Here is a 23,130-nt window from a genome sequence, read left to right as displayed (position 1 = left end):
AGGATTGGGTTTTCCTATACGCCTGTCTGACGGGAGGGCCAATGGTAAACGCCGCGCCACGCCGCCGCAGAGGGCAAATTGTGATCAGCCGCGGCGGGCTTTCCAGGCCCGCAAGGCCGGGTTGACCTCCGTTTCGGTGGCGTCCAGCCGGGCAGCGGCATCGGTGCCAGTAGCGGCGGCGGCAGGCGAGTCTGCCCGCACGCTTTCCAGCGCTGCGATGTTGCGGGCCACCTGCGGCGCCCGTGCCATGCTGGCGGCCAGCCCCTGCTGGAACTCCTGGCTTTTCATCTGGTGGCGCGCGCCGAAGTAGAAGGAGACGATGACGCCCAAGAGCCACCACAGTGGCTCCGGCACCAGCGCCAGCCCTTGCATTCTTGCAGCAAACCAGACCGGATCCGACAAGGCTGTCGCCATCAGCGCAAGAGTTCCAAGTGCCAGCAAGGGACGCGGCAGCCTGTTCACGCCATCCATGAACCGGTCAAACCGGCTTTTGCCGCCGTATTGGAATTCGGCTGCCAGCTGGCTCAGCGCGGCACCCTGCATCTCATGTGCCCGTTCTGCACTGGCTTCGGCGTTTTCCCGGAATATCTCAACAGTTTCCTGCAAGGCATTGCGCGGGCTTCCAAAAAGCAACGCAAAGACATCGGTGATCAGCCCCATGCCGCCGTCCTCCGCTGAAACGCCTGGCGGCTGAGGTGGTACTGGGCTGAGATGAATTCCTCCGCCCGTTTGATCCAGCCGCCCTTGGTGCCGTCGCGGGCGCGGGCGAATTTGCGGCTGGCGGCGCGGCGGTCCGCCAGGCGGAAATAGTAATTGCGGCGGGCAATTCCGTAAGCGTCGCGCAGGCCGTCAGCGTCAACCAAGGCCGCCTGCTCTGCCGCGGAGGCGGTCTGCGGTCCGATGGCGCCATCCACGGTAACGGCAAACCCCATATCCCGCAGCAAGCGCTGCAGGATACGCACCGCATTGCTGCCGGCATTTACGTACATGTCGAACACTGTTGCGTGCAGACAGGCCGGCAGGCTGGCAATCCGGGGGGCTTCGAAATAATGGCGCGTGAAAATCTCCACCGCCTGCCTGCGATTCAGCTCCCTGACGTCTTCAACCCCGACTGTCCCGTCGCCGGTGAGATCCAGCCCCAGCCGCCGCATTGTGCCAACGGTCACCCCGTGTTTGGTGGCGCCGCCCGGATCATCCGGATCATTCACAAAACCGCCTTCGCGCGCCACGATCTGTTCTGCAATCTCAGTTACTGTCAGCATGTCACCTCACCACTTCAGGTTTGGGTCATACTGACGAACAGACGCTAAGATCCCCTGACACCACCGTACGCAGGGTACGCAACACCCCCGCAAGGCGCTGCCGCGCCGCGCATCGCGCGGCGCCCGGCCCAACGCAAAACGCCCCCCGGAAGGGAGGCGTCTTTGGGGCGGCAGCGCTCTGTGCCGACTGCAAAGATCAGGTCTCGGGCTCCTGATAAACCCCCTGCTCCTTCAGCGCATCCATGACTTCCTTGGGCATGTAGGTTTCGTCGTGTTTTGCCAGGATTTCAGTGGCTTCGAACACGCCGTTCACGTAGCTTCCGGTGCCGACCATGCCCTGGTTCTCCTCAAACAGGTCGGGCAGAACGCCGGTGTAGGCCACCTGAACCGTGGCGCCGCCGTCGGTGACGGCAAAGCGCACGGTCTCGCCCTGGCCGCGCTGCAGCGAGCCTTCGGCCACCAGCCCGCCGATGCGGAACACCTCGGACGGTTTCGGCGGCGCTTCGGCCACCTGACTGGGCGAGCGGAAGTAGTTGATCCCGTCCCGCATGGCATAACCGATCAGGGCGGTGGCCACGATCAGGGCCACCGCGGCAACCGCGATGACCTGGATACGGCGCTGTTTCTTCAGATTCTTCATGGTGTCCTCTATTCAGGCCCAATTCAGCGCCGCCCCGGTTACGGGAACAGTGGCGCCATCATCAGGCCCTCGGTCTCTTCCTCACCTAACATCAGGTTTGCGTTCTGCAAGGCCTGGCCGCTGCTTCCTTTTGTCAGGTTATCCAGTGCCGCAAAGACGATGGCGCGGCCTTCGATCCGGTCCTGCGCAACACCGATATGGCAGAAGTTCGAGCCGCGCACATGATGGGTGCTCGGCGCCTCGCCAAACGGCAGAAGCTCGATGAAGGGCTCATCGGCATAGGCCTTGGCAAAGGTCTCGTGAATGGCCTGCGCATCGCCCTTGACATAGACGGTGGCCAGGATGCCGCGGTTGGCGGGCAGCAGATGTGGGGTGAACTGCACCTTGACTGGGCGGCCGGCGATTTTGCTGAATTCCTGGTCAAACTCGCCCAGGTGCCGGTGGGTGCCGCCGATCGCATAGGCGTTGTAGCCCTCGCTCAGCTCCGCATGTAGCAGGTTTTCCTTGAGCGAGCGGCCGGCGCCGGAGACAGCGCATTTCAGGTCCAGGATGATCTCGTCCAGGTCGATAACGCCTGCCGCGATCAGCGGCCGCAGGGCAAACTGGCCGGTGGCAGCGTTGCAGCCGGTGCCAGCCACGAGGCGCGCGGCCTTGATTTCTTCCCGGTAAAACTCGGTGAGGCCGTAAACCGCTTCTTCCTGCTGCTCCAGCGCGGCGTGGGGGTTGCCGTACCATTTCTCGTATTCGGCCGGGTCGCGCAGCCGGAAGTCCGCCGACAGATCGACGATTTTCAGATCATTCGGCAGTGCCGCGATCACTTCCTGGCTGGTCTTGTGCGGCAGAGCGCAGAAGCAGAGGTCGATACCCGCAAAGTCGATCTCGTCGATCTTGCACAGCACCGGCAGCTCCATATGGCGCAGGTGCGGGAACACTTCGGCCATGGTCATACCGGCCTTGCGGTCGGCGGAGAGCGCTGCGATCTCGATGTTCGGGTGCTGGGCGATCAGCCGCACCAGTTCGGCGCCGGTGTAGCCGGAAGCGCCAAGGATAGCCACTTTATGGGTCATGTCAGACCTCGTCTTTCGATGTGATATGCCGGTTCCGCAGCCATCTGCGGAGAGAAATAGGGAAAACTGCGCCCGCGCACTTTGACCTGGAACAAGGTTCCGGGCGGATGCTGTCAGGCTGCCTGAAAGGTGATTTCCCGTCGGAGGAACTGGGTCGCGCGGTCGCTGACGCGGCCCGGGTTGCCGGTGGTAAAGAACCCGCCGCCGCCATTTCCGTACATGTTTGGATGCCGCTGCAGGTAATCCGCCAGGCTGTCGGCCACCAGGCTGCCCTGGCTGAAGACCTTGACGTCCGGCCCCAGCGCCTCCTGAAAGGTCTGTTCCATCAGAGGGTAATGGGTGCAGCCGAGGATCGCGGCCTCCGGATGCGGCATCTTGCGTTTCAGCGCATCGACGTGGGAGCGCACCAGCGCTTCGGCCAGGATCATATCGCCGTCCTCGATCGCATCGACAACGCCGCCGCAGGCCTGCGCCTCGACATCAACGCCGATGGCGCGGAATGCCAATTCCCGCTGGAAAGCGCGGCTGGCGACGGTGGCCGGGGTGGCAAACAGCGCGACGTGCTTCACCTCCACCTCGCGCGGCGGCGAGTTGTCGCCCCACTGCCGTTCGGTCAGCGCCTCGATGAGCGGCACAAAGACGCCCAGCACCCGCTTGCCTGCGGGCAGCCCGCCCTCCTGCATCCGGCGCAGCGCGGCGGCTGAGGCGGTGTTGCAGGCCAGGATCACCAGATCGCAGCCCTTGTCCCACATGTCGGCAACCGCGGATTTGGTCAGCTGATACACATCCTCCGCGTCGCGTACGCCATAGGGCGCACGGGCGTTGTCGCCGAAATAGAGGAAATCCACATCCGGCAGGCGCTTTTGCGCCGCCTCCAGGACGGTCAGCCCGCCCAGGCCTGAATCAAAGATGCCTACAGCCATGTCGCCTTCTCACGCGCGGTGTTTCTCTTCGAACTCAAACCCGTACGCATAGGATTTGAGAGGTTCTGGAGAAAGCTCATACGTGGCTTTGCGCAAGAAATCCATAAGGGCTTTTGTATCACCCGCCAGCGGCGCCAGAACGCCGCGGCCAATGGGCTCGCCGATCACCACCCGGACCGGGGTGTCGACACGCTTGCGGAACTCCTGGATCAACAGTCCCATGCGCAGGGTCGCGTGCAGGTGGCTGGCGATCTGGAACAGGCGCGAGGTGTGGCCGTCAAAGAACACCGGCACCACCACCGCATCGGACTTGGCAATCATCCGGGCAGTGAAGCCGCGCCAGCCGGGATCCATCGGATGCCCCAAGGGACGCGCGGCGGTAGAGACGGTGCCGCCCGGAAAAATGCCGATGGCGTCGCCCTGCCCCAGATAGCTGAGCGCTTCCTTGCGGGTCTCCAGGTTGGTGCGCATGGCTTCCTTCGTCTTCGCAAAATCCACCGGCAGGACCACCTTGTTCAGGTCTTCCGCCCGGCGGAACACTTGGTTCGCCAGAATGCGGAAGTCGCCGCGGGTTTCGGCCAGGATGTGCCCCATCATCAGCCCGTCGAGGATACCGTAGGGGTGGTTGGCGATAAGGATCACCGGCTTGTCCAGCGGGATATTGCTCAGCGCGCCGCCGGCGATATCCAGTGTCAGCCCGTAGCGCTCTGCCATCACGGTCCAGAAGTTGCGGCCCGCCGCAACTTCCTGCTCATACCCGGCGGCGCGGCGGATCAGGTTCAGCCGGCCGGTAGAATTCTCCATCAGCCGGATCACCGCGCGTCCGGCACGGGTCGAGGCGGAATGGGCGTAGGAAATGTCGCGGGCAAGATGGCGCTGTGCCTGCATCTGGGCGGGTCTCCGTCTGGTGTTACCCGGCCAGATAAGGCCGGCAGCGCTCTATGCAACAGATCTGTGACAGCGTTGTGACGCCTTGCGGGAAACGGCCGTTCAGGGCCGTTTCCTGCCTAGGCCGCAACTTCCCGCGAGCCGCCCATCAGCGGCAGGCCGGTGAGCCCGGCACCACGCCACAGGACATAAGTCAGGATCGGCTCAGCTTCGGTATTCATCGCATGCGGCTGCCAGCCGCCATGCAGACGCGTGTCGCCCGCGCCCAGCCAGCTCTCATTCTCTTCGGTCAGGAACTGCGCCCCGCCGCCGAGCACCACATAGAGTTCCTCGGCCTCGTGGCTGTGCCAGTCGTATTTCAGCCCGGCGCCCCAATAGGCGATATAGCCGCGCAGCTGGGTGCTGCGGAAATGGCCGGTCGGTCCGAACAGCTCGAAATAGCCGTAGTTCTGCAGGAAATGCGCGCCCACCTCGGCCTCGGTGTAGGTTTGCGTCCAATGCGCCTCGCCTGCCGCGGTGTGCAGCGCATCGATCAAGGGCTGGGTCTCAGCCGTGCCTTGCTGGGTGAACCCCGCCACCTGGTCTTGCGCAGGCATCGTCACGGGTCCCAGCGCGGCGGGCTCAAGATCACTGGGCCAAGGCGCGAACTCCCTCAAGGCGGGTAGTTTTGTGTGCAGATCACGGGCGGCCTGCAAGGCCTGAGAGAGGGACATCGGGCGGCTCCTTTCCGGTGCAGCGAGGACATGCAATCCGGGCCGAGCCTAGCGGCGGCGCGTCTATCCGCGCGCTGAAATCGCTGAAAAATGCGCCAGAAACGACCATGGAGGGAAAATTTGCAGGCGAAACGGCAAACGCCGCGCGTCAGCGCGGCGCCGGGCCCAACTGACTTGGGCCTTTCCTTGAAAGGATCAAGGCGGGCGGGAGTGCGCCGCCCTACCCTGTATTACTCTGCCGCCTGTTTCAGCGGCACGCCGCCCTGGCGCAGGGCTGCCAGCAGTTCCTCACGGCGCTTGGCGGCCTTCTGCTCGTTCTCCATCTTTACCGGGCCAAAGCCGCGGATCTGCAGCGGCAGTTCAGCGAGTGCGATGAGCGGCTCCATGATTTCAGGCGCGGCCTTGGGCAGCCATTCCTTCATGTCCGCCTCATATTGCTTGATCAGCGCGCGCTCCATCTTGCGTTCCTCGGTATAGCCGAAGATGTCCAGCGGTGTGCCGCGCAGACTTTTCAGCTTAGCCAGAAGGCGGAAGCCGCGAACCATGCTTGCGCCGAACTTGCGTTTTTTCGGGCGGCCGTTCGGATCGGTTCCGCCCAGCATCGGCGGAGCCAGGTGGTACGAGAGCTTCAGGTCGCCCTCGAACTCCGCCTCCGCCTTAGCGCGGCTGTCGAGCAGCAGACGGGCAACCTCGTATTCGTCCTTGTAGGCCAGGAGCTTGTGGTACCCCTTTGCCACGGCTTCCTTCAGCGCGGGATCGCTGATTCCGTCAACGAGCTTGTTATAGCGTTTCGCCAGCCCCTTGCCCTGGTAGGCCACCAGGTGATCGGCGCGGAAGGCGATTTTCTCGTCCAGCGTCTTCGGCGCCGCCGCGGCCTTGGGCTGGATCAGCTTGGCGGCCTCTTCCGGGTGCAGCACCGCCCAGCGGCCGATGTCGAAGGCGCGCTTGTTGCGCTCCACCGCGGCGCCGTTCATCTCGATCGCCTGTTCGATCGCCTCGTGGCTGACCGGGACCAGCCCCTTCTGCCAGGCGCCGCCGAACACCATCATGTTCGAGAAGATCGAGTCGCCCATGGTGGCGCGGGCCAGCTCGGAGGCATCGAACAGGTCCAGCCGGTCGCGCAGACGCGCCTGCAGCGCCAGTTCCAGACGATCGACCGGCACCTTGAACTCGGTGTTCTTGGTGAATTCGCCGGTGATGATCTCGTGGCTGTTCACAACTGCGCCGGTCTGGCCGGAGGTGGTCAGGCCCAGGGTCTTGGCGCCGGCGCTGACCACCAGGTCGCCGCCGATCAGCGCATGCGCCTCGCCGGTAGCGACGCGGATCGCTGAGATGTCCTCCGGGTTGTTGGCAATCCGGCAGTGGATATGCACCGCGCCGCCCTTCTGGGCGAGGCCGGCCATTTCCATCAGCCCGGCGCCCATGCCGTCGATCTGCGCCGCCTGCGCCAGCACCGCGCCGATGGTCACAACGCCGGTGCCGCCGACGCCGGTGATCACCACGTTATGGGTGCCGTCAATCGCGGGCAGTTCCGGTTTCGGCAGATGCGGCAGGTCGATGTCGGCGGTTGCTTCCTTGCGGATCTTGGCGCCTTCAACGGTCACAAAGGACGGGCAGAAGCCGTTGAGGCAGGAGAAGTCCTTGTTACAGGAGGACTGGTCGATGGCGCGCTTGCGGCCCAGTTCGGTGTCCTTGGGCACAATGGAGACGCAGTTCGACTGCACCCCGCAATCGCCGCAGCCTTCGCAGACGTCGGTGTTGATGAACACCCGCTGATCCGGATCCGGGAACTGGCCCTTTTTTCGGCGGCGGCGCTTTTCGGCGGCGCAGGTCTGGATGTAGATGATGGCGGAAACGCCTTCGACCTGCTCGAACTCGCGCTGGATTTTCATCATCTCGGCGCGTTCATGCATCCGCATGCCAGCCGGGAACAGGGAGGCGTCCACGTCTTCCTTCCCGTCATAGACGACCGCCATGGTCTTGACGCCCATCGCCTTCAGCTCATGCGCGATCTGCTGCGCGGTCAGCCCGCCCTCGGCCTGCTGGCCGCCGGTCATCGCCACAGCATCATTGAAGAGGATCTTGTAGGTGATGTTCGTGCCTTCGGCGAGTGCTGCGCGGATTGCCTGCACGCCGGAGTGGTTGTACGTACCGTCGCCCAGATTCTGGAACACATGCTTGCGGGTGGAGAACGGCGCCTCGCCCACCCAGTTGACGCCTTCGCCTCCCATATGGGTGAAGCCGGTGGTCTCACGGTCCATCCACTGCACCATGAAGTGGCAGCCGATGCCCGCATAAGCGCGGGAGCCGTCCGGCAGGCGGGTGGAGGAATTGTGCGGGCAGCCGGAGCAGAAGTATGGCAGACGGGTGGCGATTTCCTCGGCGTTGTCCGCGCGGCGCGCCTCCGCCAGTGCTTCCAAGCCGGCCCGGATCGCCTCGGTCTCGCGGCCTTCCTCGATCAGGATTCCCCCCAGTTTCTCGGCGATCATGATCGGGTCCAGGGCGTATTTCGTCGGGAACAGCTCGTCGCGGTGCATGCCGCCGGCGCCGCCCTTGTACCAGCCGTACACCCGGCGGCCGCGGCGGTTGTCAAAGATCGCTTCCTTGATCTGAATCTCGATCAGCTTGCGCTTTTCCTCGACCACGACGATCAGGTCCAGGCCCTCTGCCCAGTCGTTGAAGCCCTTCATGTCCATTGGCCAGGTCTGGCCCACCTTGTAGGTGGTGATACCTAGCCGTTCAGCCATGTTCTCGTCGATGTTCAAGAGTTTCAGCGCATGCACCAGGTCGAGCCAGTTCTTGCCCGCGGCCACAAAACCGATCTTGGCGCCGGGCTTGCCCCACATGCGCTTGTCCATCTTGTTGGCATGGCTGAACGCCTCTGCCGCAAAGCGCTTGTAGTCGATGATGCGGTTTTCCTGGCGGAAGCGGTCGTCATCCAGGCGGATGTTGAGCCCGTCGGCCGGCATGTCGAAGTCCGGGGTGACCAGCTGCATCCGTTCGGGGCGGGCATCGACAACCGAGGTCACCTCGATGGTATCCTTCATGGTCTTGAGGCCGACCCAAAGGCCGGAGAACCGGCTGAGCGCATAGCCGTAAATGCCGTAATCCAGGATCTCCTGCACGCCCGCCGGGCTGACGATCGGCAGGTAGCAGTCCAGCAGCGACCATTCCGACTGGTGCAGCACGGTGGAGCTTTCGCCGGTGTGGTCGTCGCCCATTGCCAGCAGCACGCCGCCGTGTTTGGAGGAACCGGCCATGTTGGCGTGGCGGATCGCATCACCGGAACGGTCAACGCCCGGCCCCTTGCCGTACCACAGGCCAAAGACGCCGTCATACTTTCCTTCGCCGCGCACCTCAGCCTGCTGGGCACCCCACAGGGCGGTTACAGCAAGGTCCTCGTTCAAGCCGTACTGAAAGGTGACGTCAGCCTCATTCAGCTGTTTTTCGGCGCGGGACATCTGCAGATCCACTGCCCCCAGCGGGGACCCGCGGTAACCGGTGACAAGCCCGGCGGTGTTGAGACCCGCCGCCTTATCGCGATGCTTCTGCATCAGCATCAGCCGAACCAGCGCCTGGGTGCCGTTCAGCAGCACGGGCGACTTGGTCAGATCGTATTTGTCGTTCAGAGTGATTTTCGGCGTGCTCATCGTGGCCTCCTCAACCGGGATTAGCTTGCACTTTCTGCCGTCAAGAATAGGTCATAAATACTGACCTGAATAGCCGCATTTTTTTCGATTTTGCTCGCTTGCGCCGCGAAAACTGATACATAACTAAGATTTCATACAGTCGGCCCCGAACGGACAGAAAGTAACACATATGGATTGGGATAAGCTCAGAATATTTCACGCAGTGGCCGATGCGGGCAGCCTGACCCATGCGGGTGACAAGCTGAATCTGTCCCAATCGGCGGTCAGCCGCCAGATCCGCGCACTGGAAGAGAGCCTCAATGCGACGCTTTTCCACCGCCATGCGCGCGGACTGATTCTCACCGAGCAGGGCGAACTGCTGTTTGACGCCACTCAATCCATGTCCGCGCGGCTGGAGGCGGCCTCTGCCCGCATCCGCGACAGCGAGGAGGAAGTGTTCGGCGAGTTGCGCGTCACCACCACCGTCGGCTTTGGCACCTTGTGGCTGGCACCGCGGCTGACCAAGCTGTATGAGCAGTACCCCAACCTCAAGATCGACCTGATGCTGGAGGAACGGGTGCTGGACCTGCCCATGCGCGAGGCTGATGTGGCGATCCGCATGAAGGAGCCAAGCCAAGCTGATCTGGTGCGCAAGCGGCTGATGACGGTTCGGATGGGACTCTATGCGACACCCTCATACCTGGAGAAGCACGGCAACCTGGAAACGTCAGAGGATATTTCCAATCACCGTCTGATTTGCCAGAACCAGCGCTCAGCCCAGGTGGGGTCGGCTGCTGTTCTGGGCAAGAAGCTGATGGCACTGAACCCCGGTTCGCTGCTGACCGTGAACAATTACTTCGGGGTGCTGCAGGGGGTGCTGCATAATCTGGGCATCGGTATTCTGCCTGACTATGTGACAGAAGAATTCCCGCAGCTGGTCGAAGTGCTGACCGAAGAGGTCCAGAACGAAGTTCCGGTCTACCTCGCCTACCCCGAGGAACTGCGCCATTCCCAGCGCGTCGGTGCTTTCCGGGATTTTGTTCAAAGCGAGATCATGGCCCACCGCAAGCACATGAAGGAACTGGGCAAACTCTGAACTCCCGGACCTGTCTGGCTTTCCGTTTTTGTGGCTGCTTCACGGCTGCTGAGACTGTCCGCCGCAAACGCAATCGCCAGCCATGCAAAAATCGCATAGCAGCATTGATGCTGAATTGGCGTTAATCCTCTTGAAGGGTGCCCTTCATCACCCTAAATGATCCTCATGAAGGCGGCGGCTTCGCCCCCCTTCATACCTCCCTGTTGGACTTCGGCCGAGCTTAGTGCTCGGCCTTTTTTTTGGCCATACGGCTGCCAGCTGCTGACTAACGCGCTGCGGAGAAAGCCATTTTCCTTTGACCTGAATACAACTCATCGGTTCAACTGGGACAGAGGTTACCCGCACCCAGCCAGATTTCCTGGCCCAGGAGGTTCCGATGACGTTTATTTTTCATCACTTCGCCCGCATTTTCAGCGTAATTTTGACAGTTCTGGTTCTTGGGGCAGTCTTACAGGCGCCGGCCATGGCGCAGAACAGCGAGGCGCCTGCCCTGCCTGATCCGCTGACCGAGGATGCCATTCACGAGATGGTTGCCCGGATGTCCGACGACCAGGTGCGGGCGCTGCTGCTTGAAAGGCTGGACGCCGTGGCGGCCCGCCAAGAAAGCGAAGCGGCGCCGCCAACCCTGACCGGGCGGGTGGTGCGGCTGTGGACTGCCTTCACGCTGCCGGTAACTGATGCGGCGCGTAAACTGCCGGTGCTTCCGGAGGGCCAGGCGCGGGCGATCAGTAACTTTGTGCAAAAACACGGCGGTCTGGGCGGTGTTTTGAAAATGCTGGGCCTGATTGCCCTGACACTCGCCATCGGGCTGGCCGCGGAGTTTGCGGTGCGCAAGCTGATTGCGCGCTGGCGCAACCTTGAAGCAGTCAGTGGCGAAGCGGACACGCTGGCAGGGGCGCTGAGCTTTCTGGGCCGCCGGTTCCTGCGCGAGATGATCGGCCTGGTGGTATTTTACCTCGTGATCCGTGCGGTGGGCCGAAGTTTGCTGGACGCGCAGATGCTGCAGTTTGCGGCACCGATGGTCACCTATCTGATCTGGATGCCGCGGGTGGGTGCGGCCGTGTCCCGCTTCATCATGGCGCCGGAACGGCCGGACCGGCGGCTGGTCAACGCCAGCGACCGCTGGGCGGATTTCCTGCATCTGCACACCATCGGCCTGATATTCCTTGCCGGGCTGACCATTTTCTCGGTCAACTTCAACACCGTTAACGGTGTGCCGCCGGAGTCGATCCGTCTGGCCTACTGGCTGGACAGCCTGGTCTATGTCTACATCATCTGGATCGCATGGACCGCGCGCGAAGGGCTGACCGACATGATGCGCGGCACCGACCCGGACAGCACCCGTTATGACGAGGTGGCGGCACATTATTACCCCTACTTCGCGATGGCCGTCGCAGCACTGACATGGGTGGTGGTCGGAACGCTCGTCGGTCTCGGCAAGGTGGCGCAGCTGATCCACGGCGCCCACTATGTCACCATGTTCTGGCTGCTGGCCGCGCCGGCGCTGGACACCGCCATTCGCGGGTTGGTCAAACATCTGGTGCCTCCGATGTCCGGCGAAGGCCGGCTGGCGGCTGAAGCCTATAAATCGACCAAACGCAGCTATATCCGGATCGGCCGTGTATTGGTGGCGGGCATTGTGCTTGTGATCATTTCCAATGCCTGGGATGTGGATCTGATGGATATTGCGACCGGTGCCGAAGGCATCGCCGGCAATATCATCGGCTGCCTGATGACCGTCGCGGTGGGCTATGTGGTCTATGAGGGCGTGTCGCTGTGGATCAACCGTCGGCTAGCCAAGGAACAGACTTCCGGTGAAGAGGCCGAGGCCGGCGGCGAAGGCGGCGGCGCGGGCGGATCGCGGCTGGCAACCGTGCTTCCGTTATTGCTGGTCACCGCCCAGATCGCCATCGTGGTGATATTCGGCCTGCTGGCTGTCGGCGCGCTGGGCATCGATATCACGCCGCTTCTTGCCGGAGCTGGTATTTTGGGACTCGCCATCGGTTTTGGCGCGCAGAAGCTGGTATCGGACGTGGTTTCCGGCATCTTCTTCCTGGTCGATGATGCCTTCCGGGTCGGCGAATACGTCGAGGTTGAAGGCACCCGCGGCACCGTCGAGAAGATTTCGATCCGCTCAATGCAGCTGCGCCACCACCGAGGGCCGATCAATACCATCCCCTATGGCGAAATCCCCAAACTGACGAATTACAGCCGCGACTGGGTGATCATGAAGCTACGCTTCACTGTGCCGTTTGATACCGATCCCAACAAAGTGAAGAAGATATTCAAGAAGATCGGCGCCTCGATGCTGGAGGATGAGCTGTACAAGGACGATTTCCTGCAGCCGTTCAAAAGCCAGGGTGTCTTCGACTTTGATGACGTCGGGATGATCATCCGCGGCAAGTTCATGGCCAAGCCGGGCACCCAGTTCACCATCCGCAAGGAGATCTACAACCGGGTGAAGGCGGCCTTTGCCGAGAACGGCATCGACTTTGCCCGCCGCGAGGTCCGGGTGGCGATCCCGGGGCTGGACGACACGGACCAGCTGAACGACTCCGAAAAGGCCGCCGTGGCCGCTGCCGCCGGCAGCGTCGCGCAACAGCAGGCGGCTGAGGGGACCGAGGGCGGTGCCGGGCAGAAGAAGTAATCCCCTGTGCCGCGCCGCCAGAACAGCGGCCGCGGCTGCAGGATTGGCGCTTCTGGCCACTGCCGGGCTTACTGCGGGGCCAGAACAGACGGAGCGGCAACTGGGGAACATCGAGGCCGCGCAGAAGGCCGAAGGCTATGGCTTCCGCAACGGCTCTGTCGTGGTTGCACCAGTGCCGTTTTCCAGCCCGATGATCGGCACTGGCTTGGCGCTGGGCGCGGGGTATCTGTTCAAGACCAGTCAGGATGCCAACACTTCTGTGATTGGATTGGGTGGTCTCAGGTCGGACAATGGCAGCCGGGCAACGGCGGGTATGATCAACTTCGCCTTGCCGGGCAACCGCTGGCAGATCAAGGCCCTCGCGGCGCGGGCGGACGCGGCCTATGACCTGTATACCGGACTTGGCGTGCTGCCGGTCAGGCAGGACGGGTCGCTGGTGCGGATCAACGCGGCGTATGGGGTGACGCCGGAGCTGTCTGCCGGGATCCTGCTGCGCTACTTGGAGACGGGCATCACGCCAAACGCGGGGCTGCTGCCGTCCAGCCTGCAGCCGGATGCTGATCTGGAAATCGGAACCTTCGGTCTCAGCCTTGACTGGGACCGGCGCGATGACAGTGACTATCCCACGCAAGGCACACGGCTGACTGCCTTTGCCACCCGGTCCCACACCCTGGGCGGGCTCAGCCGCCGGTATGACAAGGGTTATGCCATTCTTGACGGCTACCGCCCGCTGGGTCGGCGCGGTGTGCTTGCTCTGCGCGGCACCTTTTGCGCTGCCTCCGGCAATACGCCGTTCTTCGACCAATGCTCCATCGGCGCCACCGACAACATGCGGGGCTTCAACAGCACGCAGTTCATCGGCGCGCACTCTGCCTCGGTGCAGGCCGAGTACCGCAGGCGGTTTTCCAAGCGCTGGGGCGGCGTGGTCTTTGCCGGCACCGGCTGGACGGGGCCGGAGTTCGGCGATTTGACGCAGGGCGGCAGCCACAGCGCCGCCGGCGCAGGCCTCCGCTACCGGGTCTCAAAGAAATTCCCGGTCGATTTCTCCATTGATCTCAGCCGCAACAACGCGCAGGAAACCCAGCTGTATGTCTATGTCGGGCAGCGGTTCTGACCCTGCGGCCACTCTGCGTGCATCCGTTTGCGCAACCCCTCTTTCCCAATGGCAAAGCTTGCTCTAAAAGGCGCGCAATCGCAGCCATTGGGGACGTTTACGGATGCAGGAACCCGCCATCACGCCTGAACTGATTGCAAACCACGGGCTGAAGCCCGAGGAATACGATCTGATCCTCGAAATCATCGGGCGGGAGCCGACGTTCACCGAGCTGGGGATCTTCTCCGCCATGTGGAACGAGCACTGCTCCTATAAGTCCTCCAAGAAATGGCTGCGCACCCTGCCGACCGACGGCCCGCAGGTGATCTGCGGCCCCGGCGAGAACGCGGGCATCGTGGACATCGGCGACGGCGATGCCGTTGTTTTCAAAATGGAAAGCCACAACCACCCCTCCTACATCGAACCCTACCAGGGCGCGGCAACCGGGGTCGGCGGCATTCTGCGCGACGTCTTCACCATGGGCGCGCGGCCCATCGCCTCGATGAACTCGCTGTCCTTCGGCGAGCCGTCCCACCACAAGACCCGCCAGCTGGTCAACGGCGTGGTTGAGGGCATCGGCGGCTACGGCAACTGCTTCGGCGTGCCTTGTGTCGGCGGCGAAGTCCGCTTCCACCCCGCCTACAACGGCAACTGCCTGGTGAATGCCTTTGCAGCGGGCCTCGCGCGCACCGACTCGATCTTCTACTCCGCCGCCTCCGGCGTCGGCATGCCGGTGGTGTACCTGGGCGCCAAGACCGGCCGGGACGGCGTTGGCGGCGCCACCATGGCATCCGCAGAATTCGACGATACAATCGAGGAAAAGCGCCCCACCGTTCAGGTCGGCGACCCCTTCACCGAAAAGCGCCTGATGGAAGCCACGCTGGAGCTGATGCAGACCGGCGCGGTGATCTCGATCCAGGACATGGGCGCCGCGGGCCTCACCTGCTCGGCCGTGGAAATGGGCGACAAGGGCAAACTGGGCGTGCGGCTGGATCTGGAAAAGGTGCCGCAGCGCGAAGAGAACATGACCGCCTATGAGATGATGCTGTCGGAATCCCAGGAGCGGATGCTGATGGTGCTGAAGCCGGAACTCGAAGCCGAGGCCCGCGCCGTATTCGAGAAATGGGACCTCGATTTCGCGATCGTCGGTGAAACCATTGCCGAAGACCGCTTCCTGATCATGCACAACGGCGAAGTGAAGGCCGATCTGGTGCTGTCGAAACTGTCCTCCACCGCACCGGAATACGACCGCCCGTGGGTTCCGACCCCGGCTGCCGAACCGCTGACGGACGCGGACGTGCCGACCATCGACCCAATCGACGGCCTGAAGGCGCTGCTGTCCTCGCCGAACTATGCCGGCAAGCAGTGGGTTTACGAGCAGTACGACACCACCGTGATGGGCGACACCCAGCGCCGTCCGGGCGCAGGCTCCGGCATCGTGCGGGTGCATGGCACCGACAAGAAGCTGGCCTTCACCTCCGACGTGACCCCGCGCTACGTCAAGGCAAACCCCTTCGAGGGCGGCAAGCAGGCGGTGGCCGAAGCCTACCGCAATCTGACCGCCGTGGGTGCCAAGCCGCTGGCGACCACCGACAACCTGAACTTCGGCAACCCCGAAAAGCCCGAAATCATGGGTCAGTTCGTCGGCGCCATCAAGGGCATCGGCGAGGCAGTCGCCGCGCTGGATATGCCGATCGTGTCCGGCAACGTGTCGCTGTACAACGAAACCGACGGCAAGGGCATCCTGCCGACCCCGACCATCGGCGCCGTGGGCCTGATTGCCGCGGGCGAGGAGCCGATCATCGGCGAAGCCCGCGACGGCCATGTGGCGCTGCTGGTGGGTGAAACCACCGGCCATCTGGGCCAGTCGGCGCTGCTGGCAGAGGTCTTCAACCGCGAGGACGGCGACGCCCCGGCGGTGGACCTGGAAGCCGAGAAGCGCAACGGCGAATTCATCCGCGCAAACCGGGATCTGATCAAGGCCTGCACCGACCTCGGCGATGGCGGCCTGGCGCTGGCAGCGTTCGAGATGGCCGAGGAGGCCGGCGTCGGCGTGCAGATCGACGCGGGCGATACCCAGACCGTGTTCGGCGAGGACCAGGCGCGCTACCTGATCGCCTGCAACTTCGACCAGGCCGAGGCGCTGATGCTTGCCGCGGGCCAGGCCGGTGTCGCCATCACCACCGTCGGCAAATTCGGCGGCGACATGGTGAAGATCGGCAATTCTGAGGCACCGCTGGCCGAGTTGAAGGACATCTTTCGCTCCAGCTTTACCGCCGCAGTGGCCTGATCGCTGGCCCAAGCAGGCAGCGATTGATACATGAACATTGGCGGGATGGCGCAGCCGTCCCGCCTTTTTCTTTGCCCCTGGGAGCGCCCGCCCATGACCCTGCCTGAGCTGACAGAGGATTGCAGCCGCTGCGCAGCCCTGTGCTGTGTGGCCTATCCGTTTGAGGCGCATGAGGATTTCGGCCTGTTGAAGGCGGCAGACGCGCCCTGCCCCAATCTTGCACCGGATTTTCACTGCAGCATCCACAGCGATTTGGACGCTTGCGGCTTTGGCGGCTGCGTCGCCTATTCCTGCGCAGGCGCTGGCCAGCGGGTGATACAGGAACTGTTCGAAGGCGAGACCTGGCACGACGACCCGGATCTGCTGACCCATATGACCTATGCCCTGCGGGTGCTGCGGCCGATCCACGAGGCGCTGCTGGTTCTGCAGGAAGCCGCGGCGCTGCCGTTGCCCAAGGACCTGCGAAACCGCTGCTCGGAGCTGACCGCCGCACTGTGCCCCGGCACCCCGTCCTCGATCTGGGATTTCGAGGAAGACGCGGTGCAGGCGGCCCTGGCGGCGGTGCCGGAATTTGTCGAAACCATCGCGCCTTTTGCACCGGGCCAGCCCTAATCCTGCTTGCACAGCCGACGGCGCACACCTACATTTTTACCAAACAAGACAAAGGACTTCCCCGGATGCCCATGCAAGCCCACGAAATCGAAGAACTGCTGCGCGAAGCCTTCCCGGACGCTGAAATTCAGGTCGGCGGCTCCGACGGCGTGCACATGTCAGCGATGGTTGTCGACGAAAGCTTCCGCGGCAAAAACCGCGTCCAGCAGCAACGCGCCGTCTATGCCGCGCTGAAAGGCAAGATGGACGGCCCCGACGGCGAGCTGCACGCGCTGGCGCTGACCACCAAGGCGCCGGAATAACCTCTTGGACTGGCTGCTAGAGTTTGCGGGAGAGCAAGTTTCTGCGGCTGCAGCCCTTTTATTGCTGCCCATTGTAACGTATCTCGCACTCAAAGACTTCATGCCGGTCCACCCTCGGCGGCACGACGAAAAGGACAACGACATATGACCGACGCAAAGACCCGCATCGACGAAACCGTCAAAGCCAATGACGTGGTGCTCTACATGAAAGGCACCAAGGAAATGCCGCAGTGCGGCTTCTCCTCGCGCGTGGCAGCGGTGCTAAACTACATCGGCGTGGATTACACCGACGTGAACGTGCTGGCTGACGAAGAGATCCGTTCGGGCATCAAGGAATATTCCGACTGGCCGACCATCCCGCAGCTCTATGTGAAGGGTGAATTCGTGGGCGGCTGCGACATCATCACCGAGATGGCCCTGTCGTCGGAGCTGGACACCTTGTTCGAGGACAACGGCATCGCCTTCAACAAGGACGCCGCCGACAAGATCCGCGAAGCCAACGCCTGATCCCAGGCGCCATCCTCCGCAACCAAAAAAAGGCGCCCTTGCGGCGCCTTTTCCTTTTATCGCAATGTCTTGGGGCAACGGCCTCAGCCTGCCGCCTGTTCCTCGATCTCCTGGGCCAGCGCCTCAGTGCGGGCTGCCAGCTCGGCCAGGCTTTCGGTCACTTGCGGCGGCACCACCGGGATTTCGATCCGTTCAGGCTCCGGCGGCGGCGCGGCTTTCAGCGCTTCCAGCTCCTGCATGCGTTCGGCCAGTTCGGCCTCGACTTCCTTGATCCGGTCCTCGACCGCGGCGGTCTTGTCCGCCAGCATCAGCCCCGCCATCAGAAGCATCCGCGCTTCGGGCATGCGGCCGATCTGGTCCGACAGCACTTGCGCTTCGTCATCCAGCATCTTGGCTGCAGCGTGCAGATAGCTTTCCTCACCCTCCTGACAGGAGACTTCAAAGCCGCGGCCGCCGATATGAATGGTCACTTCGGGCATCAGACTTCCTCTCCTTCGGGCAGGTTGCGGGCGTTGACCAGCAGCGGCTCCAGCTTGGCCAGAACAGCGTTGACCTGGGCCTGATCGCTGGCCTGCGCGGCGCGCAGCCCTTCGATTTCAGCTTCCATTGCCGTATTGATCAGCCCGGCATCCCCCAGGCTTTGCGCGTTGGCCTCGCGCAAGGCGGCATTGGAGGCGCGCAGCTCCTCATTGGCCTGGCGCAGCTGCTGCAATTCGCTGTCCAGCCGCACCAGCGCTTCGTTCTGGCGCTCCAGTTCGGCGCTCATATCCGGCACCACGGCGGGCTGCTCCGCCGCCGCACCATCTGCGGCCTGCGCAGCCTCCAGCTGCGCCTTGAGGCCGTCAATGGCCGCCCTGGCCTCGGCCAGCTCATCCTCCAGCGCTTCACGGGCACTGGCAGCGGTATTGGCTGCCGCCTCCATATCGGCCTTCAAACGGGAAACTTCAGCCCGCAGCGCCTGTTTCTCGGCCGGGTCGCCGGCCTCGTTGCGCAACAGCTGCAACTCGGCTTCCATCGCGGCGACATCTGCGCTGCTGGCGGAACCGGCAGGCGCGCTGCTTTCGGCCTCCTTGAGACGGGCATGCAGCACCTTCACCCGTTCTTCCAGCTGGGCGTTGGCAGTCCTTTCCTCGTCGAGCGCCTGCTCCAGCTCTGCATTTGCAGCCCCGGCAGCAGCGGCCTCAGCGGCCTGAACAGCGGCGGCCGCAGCTTCCTCCGCCTTGACCTTGTCCGCCGCGCGTGCCTCCTGCAGCGCGGCAGAGCCTGCGCTGATGCGCTCCAGCGCGGCCTGGATGCGGCCCTGCAATTCTTCAATCTGGTTCATGCCTGTCCCTCACCCGCACCCTGCCGTTCCTTTGTCGCCCCGCTGCCTGCCCGAATCGAACACGCGCGGCCGGCATGGGCCAGTTCTTCCGTTTCAGGGATAAATCACCCCCCTTTGCGTTTCAACCACTTGCCGCGCCAAGTTCGCGCAGAATACCGGCGATCGGCGCAACCACGCTTGATCTTTGGCTCATCGCTGTTATTGAGCGCTGCAAATGCCTGTTAACGCCAAAGGACAATCCAAGTGGACCTGACAGCCCTGCGCACCGCCAATCCCGAACATTGGAACAAAGCCGCCGCCATCCGCGCGCTGGCTCTGGACGCCGTCGCCGCCGCCAACTCCGGCCATACCGGCATGCCTATCGGCATGGCCGACGTGGCCACCGTGCTGTTCGAAAAGCACATGAAATTCGACGCATCCAACCCGGCTTGGCCGGACCGCGACCGGTTCATCCTGTCGGCGGGCCACGGCTCAATGCTGATCTACGCGCTGCTGTATCTCACCGGCGATAAGCAGGTTACCCTGGATCAGATCAAGAACTTCCGCCAGACCGGTGCGATTACCGCAGGCCACCCGGAGAACTTCCTGATCGACGCGGTTGAAGTCACCACCGGCCCGCTGGGCCAGGGCATCTCCAACGCCGTCGGCTTTGCCATGGCCGAAGAAATGCAGCGCGCCCACTACGGCCGCAAGGTGGTTGATCACCACACCTATGTGATTGCCGGCGACGGCTGCCTGATGGAGGGCATCAGCCAGGAGGCGATCGGCCTCGCCGGGCGCCACCAGCTGGGCAAGCTGATTGTCTTCTGGGACAACAACAACATCACCATTGACGGCACCGTGGACCTCAGCGACCGCACCAATCAGGTGCAGCGCTTCAAGGCGTCCGGCTGGCAGGTGCTGGAGATCGACGGCCACGACCCCAAGGCCATCGACGAGGCCATCATCGCGGCGAAGAAGTCCAAGAAACCCTCGATGATCGCCTGCAAGACCCACATCGCCCTGGGCCACGCCGCGCAGGACACCTCCAAGGGCCACGGCGCGCTGACCGACAAGGACCAGCTGCAGGCGGCCAAGGACGCCTACGGCTGGACTGGCGGCCCGTTCGAGGTCCCGGCAGCGATCAAATCGCAGTGGGAAGAGATCGGTGCCCGCGGCAAGTCCGAACGCGAAGCCTGGGAAGGCCGCTTCGCGGAAATCTCCCAGCAGAAGCAGGACCGTTTCAACCGTGCCTATGCGCTGGACGCGCCGAAAAAGCTGTCAGCGACCATCAAGGCGCTGAAAAAGCAGGTTTCCGAGACCCAGCCCAAGGTTGCCACCCGCAAGTCGTCTGAGATGGCGCTGGAAGTGATCAACCCGATCATGCCGGAAACCGTGGGCGGCTCCGCCGACCTCACCGGCTCCAACAACACCAAGACCGGCGACCTGGGCGTCTTCGACACCGACAACCGCAAGGGCCGCTATGTCTACTGGGGCATCCGCGAGCACGGCATGGCCGCAGCAATGAACGGCATGGCGCTGCACGGCGGCATGCGCCCCTATGGCGGCACCTTCTTCTGCTTCACCGACTATGCCCGCCCGGCGATGCGCCTGGCGGCCCTGTCGAAGATCCCGACTGTGTTCGTGATGACCCACGACTCGATCGGTGTCGGCGAAGACGGCCCGACCCACCAGCCGGTGGAACATCTGGCGATCTGCCGCGCCACCCCGAACACCTATGTGTTCCGCCCGGCCGACACCGTGGAAACCGCCGAGGCCTGGGAAATCGCCCTGACCGCCAAGGAAACCCCGTCGGTGATGACCCTGACCCGTCAGAACCTGCCGACCGTCCGGACCGAGCACAAGCTGACCAACATGGTCGAAAAAGGCGCCTACGTGCTGGCCGAAGCAGAAAACAAGCGCCAGGTGATCCTGATCGCCACCGGCTCCGAGGTCTCCGTCGCGATGGAAGCCAAGGCCAAGCTGGAAGCCGAAGGCATCGGCACCCGCGTGGTCTCCATGCCCTGCATGGAGCTGTTTGCCGCGCAGGACGAAGCCTACCGCCGCAAGGTCCTGCCCGCAGGCCCGGTGCGCGTCGGCATCGAGGCGGCCGTGCGCGACGGCGGCTGGGACCGCTGGCTGCTGGGCGAGCGCGGCCAGGAGAAGAAAGCCGGTTTCGTCGGCATGGACCGTTTCGGCGCCTCTGCCCCGGCAGGCGAGCTGTTCGAGCGCTTCGGCATCACCGCCGAGGGTGCAGTGGCAAAGGTGAAAGATCTGCTGGGCTAGACCGCGCTTTAGGTGCAGGTTGAACAGGGAAAGGACGTCAGCTGCTGGCGTCCTTTCTTTTTGGTCGTCTTGCCCGATTGGCCGTCCTGCCGGATGCAGCCGCCGGGCCCTCGGCCGGCTACTGCTTCTTGGCGTCTTTCAGAACTTGAAATTCTTCCGATTCCAGAACCCGGGTATTGTTGCCTACCAGGTCATAGGGAGTTTCTCCCATGTCGTTTACGGCTGCAGGATCCGCACCGGCATCCAGCAGCACCCGGATGGTTTCCGGCCGCCCCCATTTCGCCACCCCGTGCAGCGGCGTCCAATTGTTGGCAGTGCGTGCATTCGGGTCCGCACCGGCCTTGAGCAGAACCAGCACATTCTCGGGACCGGCAACGGCCGAAACAAAATGGATCGGTTTTCGGTCGAGAGAGTCAGGGGCCCCGATAACCGCGCCGGCGTCAATCAGCGAGCGGATGGTTTCCGGGCTGGCATTTCCGGCAAAATGCAGCGGCGAGCGACCCATTGATCCCAGGGCATTGACGTCCTCGCCCTCTGCAATCAGCTGCTGCACCGCAGCGGGCGTGGCAGTTTGATAGAACTCCGGCTGGCACAACGTGCCGCAAGTTTCCTCTGCAAAGACGTGCGTGGCGGCAGATATGCACAGCACAACGGTGCCAAGGATCGGTTTTTTCACTGTGTAACCCTCTTTTAATCAATGACAATCCAGCCGGATGCTACCGCTGCCGCCTGACGTCCGCCACCAGGTGCTTGCCGCCGCATCCAGGCCGGAACCCGCCGCGCATTAAAGCCGGCAGAGGTTATCTGCCAGTAAATCTTCCGTCGAATTTGCCGTTTTCATGACTGTCGGTTCACCGCTTGGAAGCGAAACTGCCGGACAGTTTGCCGGCTACCGGCCCGATCACCTTGGTCGCCACCGGGATCAGCAAGAGCCCCAGTGCCAGGCCAAACACCCCGTCCATCGCCGCTTTGGCGGTCCACTCGGCAAAGCCCATCCAGCCTTCTGGAACCGCGTGGCCCACGGCATAGGCCCAGTCGTGGATGTGGTGGCCCAACCAGCCAAAGCCCAGCACCTCCAGCCCGTGGATGATGATGGAGCCGCCGACCCACAGCATCGCTGCGGTGCCGACCACCGACAGGATCTTCATCAGCACCGGCATGAACTTGACCAGCCCGCGCCCCAGCCCGCGGCCAAGACCGGTGCGGGCGTTCTCGGCCAGGAACAGGCCGACATCGTCCATCTTCACGATCAGCGCAACAGACCCGTAGACCGCAACCGTCACGCCGATCGCCACCACAGCCAGCGTTGCCGCCTGCATCCAGACGTTCGGCGCCTCGATGGCAGCCAGCGCGATGGTCATGATTTCCGCCGACAGGATGAAGTCGGTCTTGATCGCACCCCTGATCTTCTGCTCCTCAAGATGGCCGGGGTCCTTGATGCTCATGTCCTCGTCAATGGCGTGGCTCGCGTGCGGGAACAGCACGTGAAAGATCTTTTCCGCGCCTTCAAAGCACAAGTATGACCCGCCCAGCATCAATAAGGGCGTGATTGCCCAGGGCGCAAAATTAGCCAGCAGCATGGCGACCGGCATCAGCAGGATCAGCTTGTTGAAAAGCGACCCGCGGGTGATGCGCCAGATGATCGGCAGTTCGCGCGCAGGTGCAAAGCCCTGCAGGTACTTGGGGGTCACCGCGGCATCGTCGATGATCACACCGGCGGTCTTGGCACCGGCCTTGCCCGCCGCCGCCGCCACATCGTCGACCGAGGCCGCCGCCACCTTGGCAATCCCCGCCACGTCATCCAGCAGCGCCAGCAAACCGCTCATGCCAAATCCCTTTTATCCCTGTTCGCGTCTGAGTGGCAATCTGCCC

At 63.3% G+C, this 23,130-nt stretch carries 20 protein-coding genes; 8 read left to right on the top strand and 12 right to left on the bottom strand.

Annotated elements, in window-relative coordinates; all coding sequences use genetic code 11:
* Positions 1-84: 84 nt before the first annotated feature.
* The 8 genes from GKC28_RS01770 to GKC28_RS01735 form a co-directional block, all read right to left on the bottom strand.
* Positions 85-660: a holin family protein gene (locus GKC28_RS01770; RefSeq protein WP_174144813.1), complete on the bottom strand. Its 576-nt coding sequence runs from the start codon at positions 658-660 to the stop codon at positions 85-87.
* On the bottom strand, positions 651-1,262 hold the full coding sequence (locus GKC28_RS01765; protein WP_174144812.1) for a holin-associated N-acetylmuramidase: 612 nt from the start codon (positions 1,260-1,262) through the stop codon (positions 651-653). The genes GKC28_RS01770 and GKC28_RS01765 overlap by 10 nt, the downstream gene beginning before the upstream one ends.
* Before the next feature lie 196 nt (positions 1,263-1,458).
* Positions 1,459-1,902, bottom strand: coding sequence for a cytochrome c maturation protein CcmE (gene ccmE, locus GKC28_RS01760; RefSeq protein ID WP_174144811.1), 444 nt, complete (start codon positions 1,900-1,902; stop codon positions 1,459-1,461).
* Positions 1,903-1,940: 38 nt separating this feature from the next.
* Positions 1,941-2,969 carry an N-acetyl-gamma-glutamyl-phosphate reductase gene (gene argC, locus GKC28_RS01755; protein WP_174144810.1) on the bottom strand — a complete coding sequence of 343 codons (1,029 nt, stop codon included), beginning with the start codon at positions 2,967-2,969 and terminating at the stop codon, positions 1,941-1,943.
* A gap of 113 nt (positions 2,970-3,082) precedes the next feature.
* A complete protein-coding gene (murI, locus tag GKC28_RS01750; RefSeq protein WP_174144809.1) occupies positions 3,083-3,892 on the bottom strand; it encodes a glutamate racemase in 810 nt (269 codons plus the stop codon).
* Between the two features lie 9 nt (positions 3,893-3,901).
* Positions 3,902-4,780, bottom strand: a complete 879-nt coding sequence (locus GKC28_RS01745; protein ID WP_174144808.1) for a lysophospholipid acyltransferase family protein — start codon at positions 4,778-4,780, stop codon at positions 3,902-3,904.
* A 119-nt stretch (positions 4,781-4,899) separates the two neighbouring features.
* Positions 4,900-5,376, bottom strand: a complete 477-nt coding sequence (locus tag GKC28_RS01740) for a dimethylsulfonioproprionate lyase family protein (RefSeq protein ID WP_254604115.1) — start codon at positions 5,374-5,376, stop codon at positions 4,900-4,902.
* 347 nt (positions 5,377-5,723) lie between these two features.
* The gene (locus GKC28_RS01735) at positions 5,724-9,143 is read right to left on the bottom strand and encodes an indolepyruvate ferredoxin oxidoreductase family protein (RefSeq protein WP_174144806.1); all 3,420 of its coding nucleotides are present in this window, start codon (positions 9,141-9,143) and stop codon (positions 5,724-5,726) included.
* Positions 9,144-9,312: 169 nt separating this feature from the next.
* Between GKC28_RS01735 and GKC28_RS01730 the strand changes: the two genes are divergently transcribed.
* The 7 genes from GKC28_RS01730 to grxD all read left to right on the top strand — a co-directional run bounded on the left by GKC28_RS01730 (position 9,313) and on the right by grxD (position 17,669).
* Positions 9,313-10,218 carry a LysR family transcriptional regulator gene (locus tag GKC28_RS01730; RefSeq protein WP_174144805.1) on the top strand — a complete coding sequence of 302 codons (906 nt, stop codon included), beginning with the start codon at positions 9,313-9,315 and terminating at the stop codon, positions 10,216-10,218.
* 376 nt (positions 10,219-10,594) lie between these two features.
* Positions 10,595-12,865 (top strand): mechanosensitive ion channel family protein, encoded by a 2,271-nt coding sequence (locus GKC28_RS01725; protein WP_174144804.1) that lies wholly within the window; start codon positions 10,595-10,597, stop codon positions 12,863-12,865.
* A gap of 43 nt (positions 12,866-12,908) precedes the next feature.
* Positions 12,909-13,979: a BamA/TamA family outer membrane protein gene (locus GKC28_RS01720; RefSeq protein WP_254604114.1), complete on the top strand. Its 1,071-nt coding sequence runs from the start codon at positions 12,909-12,911 to the stop codon at positions 13,977-13,979.
* 103 nt (positions 13,980-14,082) lie between these two features.
* A complete protein-coding gene (purL, locus tag GKC28_RS01715; RefSeq protein ID WP_174144803.1) occupies positions 14,083-16,248 on the top strand; it encodes a phosphoribosylformylglycinamidine synthase subunit PurL in 2,166 nt (721 codons plus the stop codon).
* A gap of 93 nt (positions 16,249-16,341) precedes the next feature.
* Positions 16,342-16,860, top strand: coding sequence for a hypothetical protein (locus tag GKC28_RS01710; RefSeq protein WP_217433942.1), 519 nt, complete (start codon positions 16,342-16,344; stop codon positions 16,858-16,860).
* Positions 16,861-16,925: 65 nt separating this feature from the next.
* Entirely contained in the window at positions 16,926-17,162 is a 237-nt protein-coding gene (locus GKC28_RS01705) for a BolA family protein (RefSeq protein ID WP_174144802.1), read from the top strand.
* Between the two features lie 144 nt (positions 17,163-17,306).
* Positions 17,307-17,669 carry a Grx4 family monothiol glutaredoxin gene (grxD, locus tag GKC28_RS01700; protein WP_174144801.1) on the top strand — a complete coding sequence of 121 codons (363 nt, stop codon included), beginning with the start codon at positions 17,307-17,309 and terminating at the stop codon, positions 17,667-17,669.
* An 83-nt stretch (positions 17,670-17,752) separates the two neighbouring features.
* Here the strand turns inward: grxD and GKC28_RS01695 are convergent, their stop codons facing one another.
* On the bottom strand, positions 17,753-18,148 hold the full coding sequence (locus GKC28_RS01695; protein ID WP_174144800.1) for a cell division protein ZapA: 396 nt from the start codon (positions 18,146-18,148) through the stop codon (positions 17,753-17,755).
* Positions 18,148-18,993, bottom strand: a complete 846-nt coding sequence (locus GKC28_RS01690) for a colicin transporter (RefSeq protein WP_174144799.1) — start codon at positions 18,991-18,993, stop codon at positions 18,148-18,150. The genes GKC28_RS01695 and GKC28_RS01690 overlap by 1 nt, the downstream gene beginning before the upstream one ends.
* A 243-nt stretch (positions 18,994-19,236) precedes the next feature.
* Between GKC28_RS01690 and tkt the strand changes: the two genes are divergently transcribed.
* A complete protein-coding gene (tkt, locus tag GKC28_RS01685; protein WP_174144798.1) occupies positions 19,237-21,258 on the top strand; it encodes a transketolase in 2,022 nt (673 codons plus the stop codon).
* Between the two features lie 118 nt (positions 21,259-21,376).
* Here tkt and GKC28_RS01680 read toward each other — a convergent pair whose 3' ends face one another.
* Entirely contained in the window at positions 21,377-21,934 is a 558-nt protein-coding gene (locus GKC28_RS01680) for an ankyrin repeat domain-containing protein (protein WP_174144797.1), read from the bottom strand.
* Positions 21,935-22,109: 175 nt separating this feature from the next.
* The gene (locus GKC28_RS01675; protein ID WP_174144796.1) at positions 22,110-23,084 is read right to left on the bottom strand and encodes a DUF808 domain-containing protein; all 975 of its coding nucleotides are present in this window, start codon (positions 23,082-23,084) and stop codon (positions 22,110-22,112) included.
* Between the last annotated feature and the right edge of the window lie 46 nt (positions 23,085-23,130).

Origin of the sequence: Leisingera sp. ANG59, assembly GCF_013317235.1 — a bacterium.
In the GTDB taxonomy this organism is placed as follows: Bacteria; Pseudomonadota; Alphaproteobacteria; order Rhodobacterales; family Rhodobacteraceae; genus Leisingera.
Note: the sequence above shows the minus strand (reverse complement) of the source record. Positions and strands in the feature narration are given on the sequence as shown.